We start from the raw sequence: 6,542 nt of genomic DNA on the forward strand, positions 1-6,542 counted from the left end.
ACTTCCTTGGCCGTCTTTCTCTAGAAAGGAGGTGTTCCAGCCGCACCTTCCGGTACGGCTACCTTGTTACGACTTAGCCCTAGTTACCAATTTTACCCTAGGCCGCTCCTTGCGGTGACGGACTTCAGGCACTCCCGGCTTCCATGGCTTGACGGGCGGTGTGTACAAGGCCCGGGAACGTATTCACCGCATCATGGCTGATATGCGATTACTAGCGATTCCAGCTTCACGGAGTCGAGTTGCAGACTCCGATCCGAACTGTGATGGGGTTTATAGATTCGCTCCTGGTCGCCCAGTGGCTGCTCTCTGTCCCCACCATTGTAGCACGTGTGTAGCCCAGGACGTAAGGGCCGTGATGATTTGACGTCATCCCCACCTTCCTCACAGTTTGCACTGGCAGTCTTGCTAGAGTTCCCGACATGACTCGCTGGCAACTAACAACAGGGGTTGCGCTCGTTATAGGACTTAACCTGACACCTCACGGCACGAGCTGACGACAACCATGCAGCACCTTGTAAATTGCCCGAAGGAAAGTCTATCTCTAAACCTGTCAATCTACATTTAAGCCCTGGTAAGGTTCCTCGCGTATCATCGAATTAAACCACATGCTCCACCGCTTGTGCGGGCCCCCGTCAATTCCTTTGAGTTTCATTCTTGCGAACGTACTCCCCAGGTGGGATACTTATCACTTTCGCTTAGCCACACAGACCGAAGTCCGTACAGCTAGTATCCATCGTTTACGGCGTGGACTACCAGGGTATCTAATCCTGTTCGCTCCCCACGCTTTCGTCCATCAGTGTCAATACATTGTTAGTGATCTGCCTTCGCAATCGGTATTCTATGTGATATCTATGCATTTCACCGCTACACCACATATTCTAACCACTTCACAATGATTCAAGACAACCAGTTTCAAAGGCAATTCTACAGTTGAGCTGCAGGATTTCACCTCTGACTTAATCGTCCACCTACGGACCCTTTAAACCCAATGATTCCGGATAACGCTTGGATCCTCCGTATTACCGCGGCTGCTGGCACGGAGTTAGCCGATCCTTATTCCTACAGTACCGTCAAGCCCCGACACGTCGGGGTGTTTCTTCCTGTATAAAAGCAGTTTACAACCCATAGGGCCGTCTTCCTGCACGCGGCATGGCTGGATCAGGCTTGCGCCCATTGTCCAATATTCCTCACTGCTGCCTCCCGTAGGAGTCTGGTCCGTGTCTCAGTACCAGTGTGGGGGATCCCCCTCTCAGGGCCCCTATCTATCGCTGTCTTGGGGTGCCGTTACCACTCCAACTAACTAATAGAACGCATGCCCATCTCTCACCCATAAATGTTTAATACAGATCCAATGCTGGTCCTGCATACTATGCGGTATTAATCCAAATTTCTCTGGGCTATCCCACTGTGAAAGGTAGGTTGCATACGCGTTACTCACCCGTGCGCCACTCGTCAGCCACCGAAGTGCTGTTACCGTTCGACTTGCATGTGTTAGGCCTGCCGCTAGCGTTCATCCTGAGCCAGGATCAAACTCTTCATCGTTAATTTTTTTGGGCTTGCGCCCAGTACTTTTCAACGACCAAAGGAAATTCAATTTTTTGGTACTCAAAATGGTTTGTTCTCTTTTTGTGCTAATACCGTTTCCAGTACTTCGCTACGCTGTCAATCCAATATGTTAATGAACTTGTTTCTTGTCTCTCCCAGCGAACTCAATCGCTAAGCGGGTGCAAATATAAAACCCTTTTCTGTTCCTCGCAATGTTTTTGAAAGTTTTTTTTGAAAGTTTTTTTTCACACTCCAATCAACTACAACAAACATTATTTTAATGAACTCTCCGCTCCCAACGTTGCCGTTTTTTGCGGCTGCAAACATACAACCTCTTTTTTGATCCGCAAAACTTTTTTTTCGTAAAATTTTGTCTTTTCTTTTTTTGGTCTGTACATGAACGTTTTTCCTTGCTCTCGGCGGCCTCAGCCACCTCGTTTGCGGGGTGCAAATATACAACCCTTTTTCTTTTGCAAACAACAAATTCGCCCACTTTTTTTTGACTTTTTTTCTCCGATCTGAAAATGAAGGCTTTAGGGGCCAAAAAAGCTGGCCCTGCCCTGGCCCAAGGCCGGATCGCTGCCCGCACCGGCCCTTGATCCATCGTGCCGGGCCTGTTCAATACCCTAAAAAATATCACGGTAAGGCGGCGAAGCGTGCCGCTCCAGGAAACCAAATGGCCGAAAAAAACTCAGGGATATGATATATGGGACTCTCGTTACATATATATAGGTAAGACTTTTGTTGGTTTGGGTTCACGAAAAAGCTTTTTATCTTGTTTAGGGAAGAAGGCGCTGAGATTTTAAAATCTAAAATGGGGAGGTCCGGCGCGACATCTTTATGGAATGGATCTCAGATCTTGTCCTGTTGAAATCCCAAAGTGCCCTCTTAACAAAAGTTGCCCGAGCCGCGTTAGCGATGGAGCCCCCTGCTTGAACTCTTTTACAGGCGCCGGCGGCGACTGTGAAAAGTGAGGGGCGAGAGCGCGGTGGGTTGCCCCTTCGGCAACACAAACGCCCAAATGAATATAAGCGTCATTATAATAAGGTGATCTCTACACCCTATTATATACAATATCACATGTAACAGTTTATAGGACCTTTGAATATTCCTCTGTTGTAGTAAGCCTTCATTCCAAATGATTTCTCTATGGGCGAAATTTCATCTGCATTACATTATACCTATATATATATTGTATGAAAGTATTTAACATCTTATCTTTGTCACCCTAATCAGTAAGTGAACTATGATTGATATAATGCTACCAGACGGAAGTGTAAAACCGTTTGAGAATAATGCAACACCAATGGTTGTTGCCAAAAGTATAAGTGAAGGGTTGGCCAGAAACGTGATTTCTGCAAGTTTTAATGGAACTACTGTTGAAACAGATACCCCATTGACCACAGATGGTGCCTTGGTATTATATACCTGGAATGACAAAGAAGGCAAAAAAGCTTTTTGGCATTCTTCGGCTCACGTTTTAGCTCAGGCACTTGAAGAGTTATATCCTGGCGTAAAGCTTTCTATTGGTCCGGCTATTGAGAACGGATTCTATTATGATATAGATTTAGGAGATCAAACGCTTTCTGATAAAGACTTTAAAACTATTGAAGATAAGATGTTGGAAATTGCCAGAGGAAAATTTGACTTTAACCTGCGTTCTGTTTCTAAAGACGATGCCTTGTCCTTATATAAGTCTCAAAACAATGAATATAAAGTAGAACTGATCGAGAACCTTGAAGATGGAACGATTACCCTTTGCGATCATTCTACATTTACGGATTTATGCAGAGGTGGACATATTCCGAATACTGGAATCATCAAAGCAATTAAAATAATGTCTGTTGCCGGTGCTTATTGGAGAGGTGATGAAAAAAACAAGCAATTAACTAGAGTTTACGGAATTTCATTTCCGAAACAAAAAGAGCTGACAGAGTATCTTCATTTACTTGAAGAAGCGAAAAAGCGGGATCACAGAAAACTGGGCAAGGAATTGGAACTGTTTACCTTCTCAGCCAAAGTGGGTCAAGGATTACCGTTATGGTTACCAAAAGGTGCCGCTTTACGTGAACGTCTCGAGAACTTTTTGAAGAAAGCACAAAAGAAAGCAGGTTATGAAATGGTTGTAACGCCTCATATTGGACAGAAAGAGCTTTACGTGACTTCTGGACATTATGCAAAGTACGGTGCTGATAGTTTTCAAGCTATCCACACCCCGGCCGAAGGGGAAGAGTTTTTATTAAAACCCATGAACTGTCCTCACCATTGTGAGATTTATAATGCAAAACCATTTTCATATAAAGAATTGCCTAAGCGTTATGCGGAGTTTGGGACGGTTTACCGTTACGAGCAGAGTGGTGAACTCCACGGCTTAACGCGCGTAAGAGGTTTTACTCAAGATGATGCGCATATTTTTTGTACGCCTGACCAGCTCGATAAGGAGTTTAAAGACGTTATTGACTTGGTGCTTTATGTATTTGGTTCTTTAGGATTTGAGAACTTTAGGGCGCAGGTGTCGTTGAGAGATCCTAATACTCCTGAAAAATATATAGGTAGCGATGAAAATTGGGAGAAAGCTGAAGCAGCCATCCTTAATGCGGCCATAGATAAAGGTCTGGATTATGTGGTTGCCACTGGTGAAGCCGCTTTTTACGGTCCTAAGCTGGATTTTATGGTAAAGGATGCTTTGGGTAGAAACTGGCAATTGGGCACCATTCAGGTAGATTATAATTTACCGGAACGCTTTGACCTTACTTATAAAGGCAGTGATAATGAACTTCACAGACCAGTCATGATCCACCGCGCCCCTTTTGGAAGTATGGAGCGTTTTATAGCTATTTTGCTAGAGCATACAGGCGGTAATTTCCCTCTTTGGTTAATGCCAACCCAGGTTATGGTGCTATCAATTAGTGAGAAATATGAAAAATACGCCGAAAAAGTTTTAAATTTGCTAGAAAATGACGAAATTCGCGCCCTCGCTGATAACAGAAATGAGACCATTGGCAAGAAAATCCGTGAAGCGGAAATGGCCAAAATCCCATATATGATTATCGTGGGTGAGAATGAAGAGAACGAAAATAAGATTACTGTACGTCAACACGGTGGAGAAGATTTAGGCATGATTAGTGTACAAGACTTCTCTGAAATTGTCGACAAAGAAATAAAAAAGACATTGAAAACCTTTAAATAGGCAAATTAAGTTTAACTAAAAAATATATAAGCCATAGCAATTCGTAGAAACAGAGGTAGCTTCAAAAGAACTGAAAAAGAGGAGCAACATAAAATTAACAGAAACATTAGATCCGAGAACATAAGACTTGTAGGAGAAAATGTTGAAACTGGTATATACACCACTAAGCAAGCTTTAGCAATAGCTGAAGAGCAAGGTGTAGATTTGGTTGAGATATCACCAAAAGCTGATCCACCTGTATGTAAGGTTATGGATTATAAGAAGTTTCTCTATGAACAAAAGAAGCGTGATAAGGCCTTAAAGTCTAAAGCGACTAAAGTTATTGTTAAAGAGATACGTTTTGGTCCTCAAACAGATGATCACGATTACGAATTCAAAAAGAAACATGCAGAAAAGTTTCTTAAGGAAGGTGCAAAGCTAAAAGCATTTGTATTTTTTAAAGGACGTTCTATTGTGTTCAAAGAGCAAGGGCAAATATTATTATTGAAATTAGCCCAAGATCTTGAAGAATATGGTAAGGTTGAACAAATGCCAAGATTGGAAGGTAAGCGTATGACAATGTTCATCGCACCAAAAAAGAAATAAATGCGTATAGGAAACTAGCCGTATAAAGATAATAAGCGAAAAGTAAATTTAAATTTAGGAGAAAATGCCGAAAATGAAAACAAAATCTAGTGCTAAAAAACGTTTTAAACTAACGGGCACTGGGAAGATTAAAAGAAAGCACGCCTTTAAGAGTCATATCCTGACAAAAAAATCTAAAAAGCGTAAGCTCGCTCTAACACATGACACTTTGGTGCATAAAGCAGACGAGAACAATGTTAAAATCATGTTACGTTTAAAGTAACACGATTTTAATTGGTTAAAACAAATTTATAAACCCTGGAGTTAGGCTCAAAGATTAACGATTGTAGATTGATGATTTTTGATTTACGAAGTTAATAAAAGACAAAGTGTCCATTAGAGACCGCCTACTACAAAAAACAATTAAGAAATGCCAAGATCAGTAAATTCAGTAGCAAAAAGAGCCAGAAGAAAAAAGGTTCTCAAACAAGCAAAAGGATACTTTGGAAGACGTAAAAACGTTTGGACAGTAGCCAAAAATGCGGTTGACAAAGCGATGTTATATTCGTATAGAGACCGTAGAGTAAAAAAGAGAAATTTCCGTTCATTATGGATTACGCGTATTAACGCAGCAGCCAGAATACATGGAATGTCTTATTCAAAATTTATGGGTGGTATCAAAGCTGGCAACATCGAATTGAACCGTAAGGTTCTTGCAGATTTAGCAATGAACAATCCAGATGCTTTTGAAGCCATTGCTAAAAAAATCAAAAAATAGGCGTTTCGCCAAAATAATAACCACAATTCGCTTATTAAAATCCGGTTCTTCATGAACCGGATTTTTTTATACCCTCTGGTTATATATTTGAATTTTCATCGATATCAGCACAAATAACAGATAGGTGGCCAATTTTCAAACAGAGCGCATCAGCAGTGGTGAGAGAATTTAAATTGCCTTATCTCCCCTACTCCTTCTGAGCGTCTTCTTAACGCTTTTAACAGTGATCACTCCAGTCATTATAAAGCAATGTAACTTGAAAGTCTTGCTTCTTCAATAGCATTTAGTAAATGTCCACAACACTATCAAAAACATTGTATGCATTAAACTATTGTGAAGTTAATTCGTTTTCAATTTCGTAAAGGATAATAAGCTATGAGCGAAAGTTCATTATTTCAAATGCATTTGGAGCATTGCACGTTTGACAGCGAAACAACAATTACAGTTACATATAAAAAATCCGAT

The 6,542-nt window shown here is 41.4% G+C and carries 5 protein-coding genes and 1 rRNA gene; 4 read left to right on the plus strand and 2 right to left on the minus strand.

The annotated features are described in order from the left end of the window. Positions 1–24: 24 nt before the first annotated feature. Positions 25–1,542: ribosomal RNA gene (locus tag A9996_RS11725) — 16S ribosomal RNA — on the minus strand. 174 nt (positions 1,543–1,716) lie between these two features. Next, positions 1,717–2,025 carry a hypothetical protein gene (locus A9996_RS19905; protein ID WP_157487214.1) on the minus strand — a complete coding sequence of 103 codons (309 nt, stop codon included), beginning with the start codon at positions 2,023–2,025 and terminating at the stop codon, positions 1,717–1,719. Between the two features lie 766 nt (positions 2,026–2,791). Here A9996_RS19905 and thrS point away from each other — a divergent pair. The 4 genes from thrS to rplT all read left to right on the plus strand — a co-directional run bounded on the left by thrS (position 2,792) and on the right by rplT (position 6,077). Beyond that, the gene (thrS, locus tag A9996_RS11735) at positions 2,792–4,735 is read left to right on the plus strand and encodes a threonine--tRNA ligase (RefSeq protein WP_066435019.1); all 1,944 of its coding nucleotides are present in this window, start codon (positions 2,792–2,794) and stop codon (positions 4,733–4,735) included. 93 nt (positions 4,736–4,828) lie between these two features. Then, positions 4,829–5,320: a translation initiation factor IF-3 gene (infC, locus tag A9996_RS11740; RefSeq protein WP_245905349.1), complete on the plus strand. Its 492-nt coding sequence runs from the start codon at positions 4,829–4,831 to the stop codon at positions 5,318–5,320. Between the two features lie 64 nt (positions 5,321–5,384). Further along, positions 5,385–5,582: a 50S ribosomal protein L35 gene (gene rpmI / locus A9996_RS11745; RefSeq protein WP_026753164.1), complete on the plus strand. Its 198-nt coding sequence runs from the start codon at positions 5,385–5,387 to the stop codon at positions 5,580–5,582. Positions 5,583–5,729: 147 nt separating this feature from the next. Next, the gene (gene rplT / locus A9996_RS11750; protein WP_066435026.1) at positions 5,730–6,077 is read left to right on the plus strand and encodes a 50S ribosomal protein L20; all 348 of its coding nucleotides are present in this window, start codon (positions 5,730–5,732) and stop codon (positions 6,075–6,077) included. Positions 6,078–6,542: the final 465 nt, after the last annotated feature.

The sequence above is a fragment of the Gelidibacter algens genome (assembly GCF_001678675.1).
Lineage (GTDB): Bacteria > Bacteroidota > Bacteroidia > Flavobacteriales > Flavobacteriaceae > Gelidibacter > Gelidibacter algens.

Excerpts from the sequence above, each read along its gene's own strand:
- thrS (WP_066435019.1), top strand. The coding sequence starts at position 2,792 with ATGATTGATATAATGCTACCAGACGGAAGTGTAAAACCGTTTGAGAAT.
- rpmI (WP_026753164.1), top strand. The coding sequence starts at position 5,385 with ATGCCGAAAATGAAAACAAAATCTAGTGCTAAAAAACGTTTTAAACTA.
- rplT (WP_066435026.1), top strand. The coding sequence starts at position 5,730 with ATGCCAAGATCAGTAAATTCAGTAGCAAAAAGAGCCAGAAGAAAAAAG.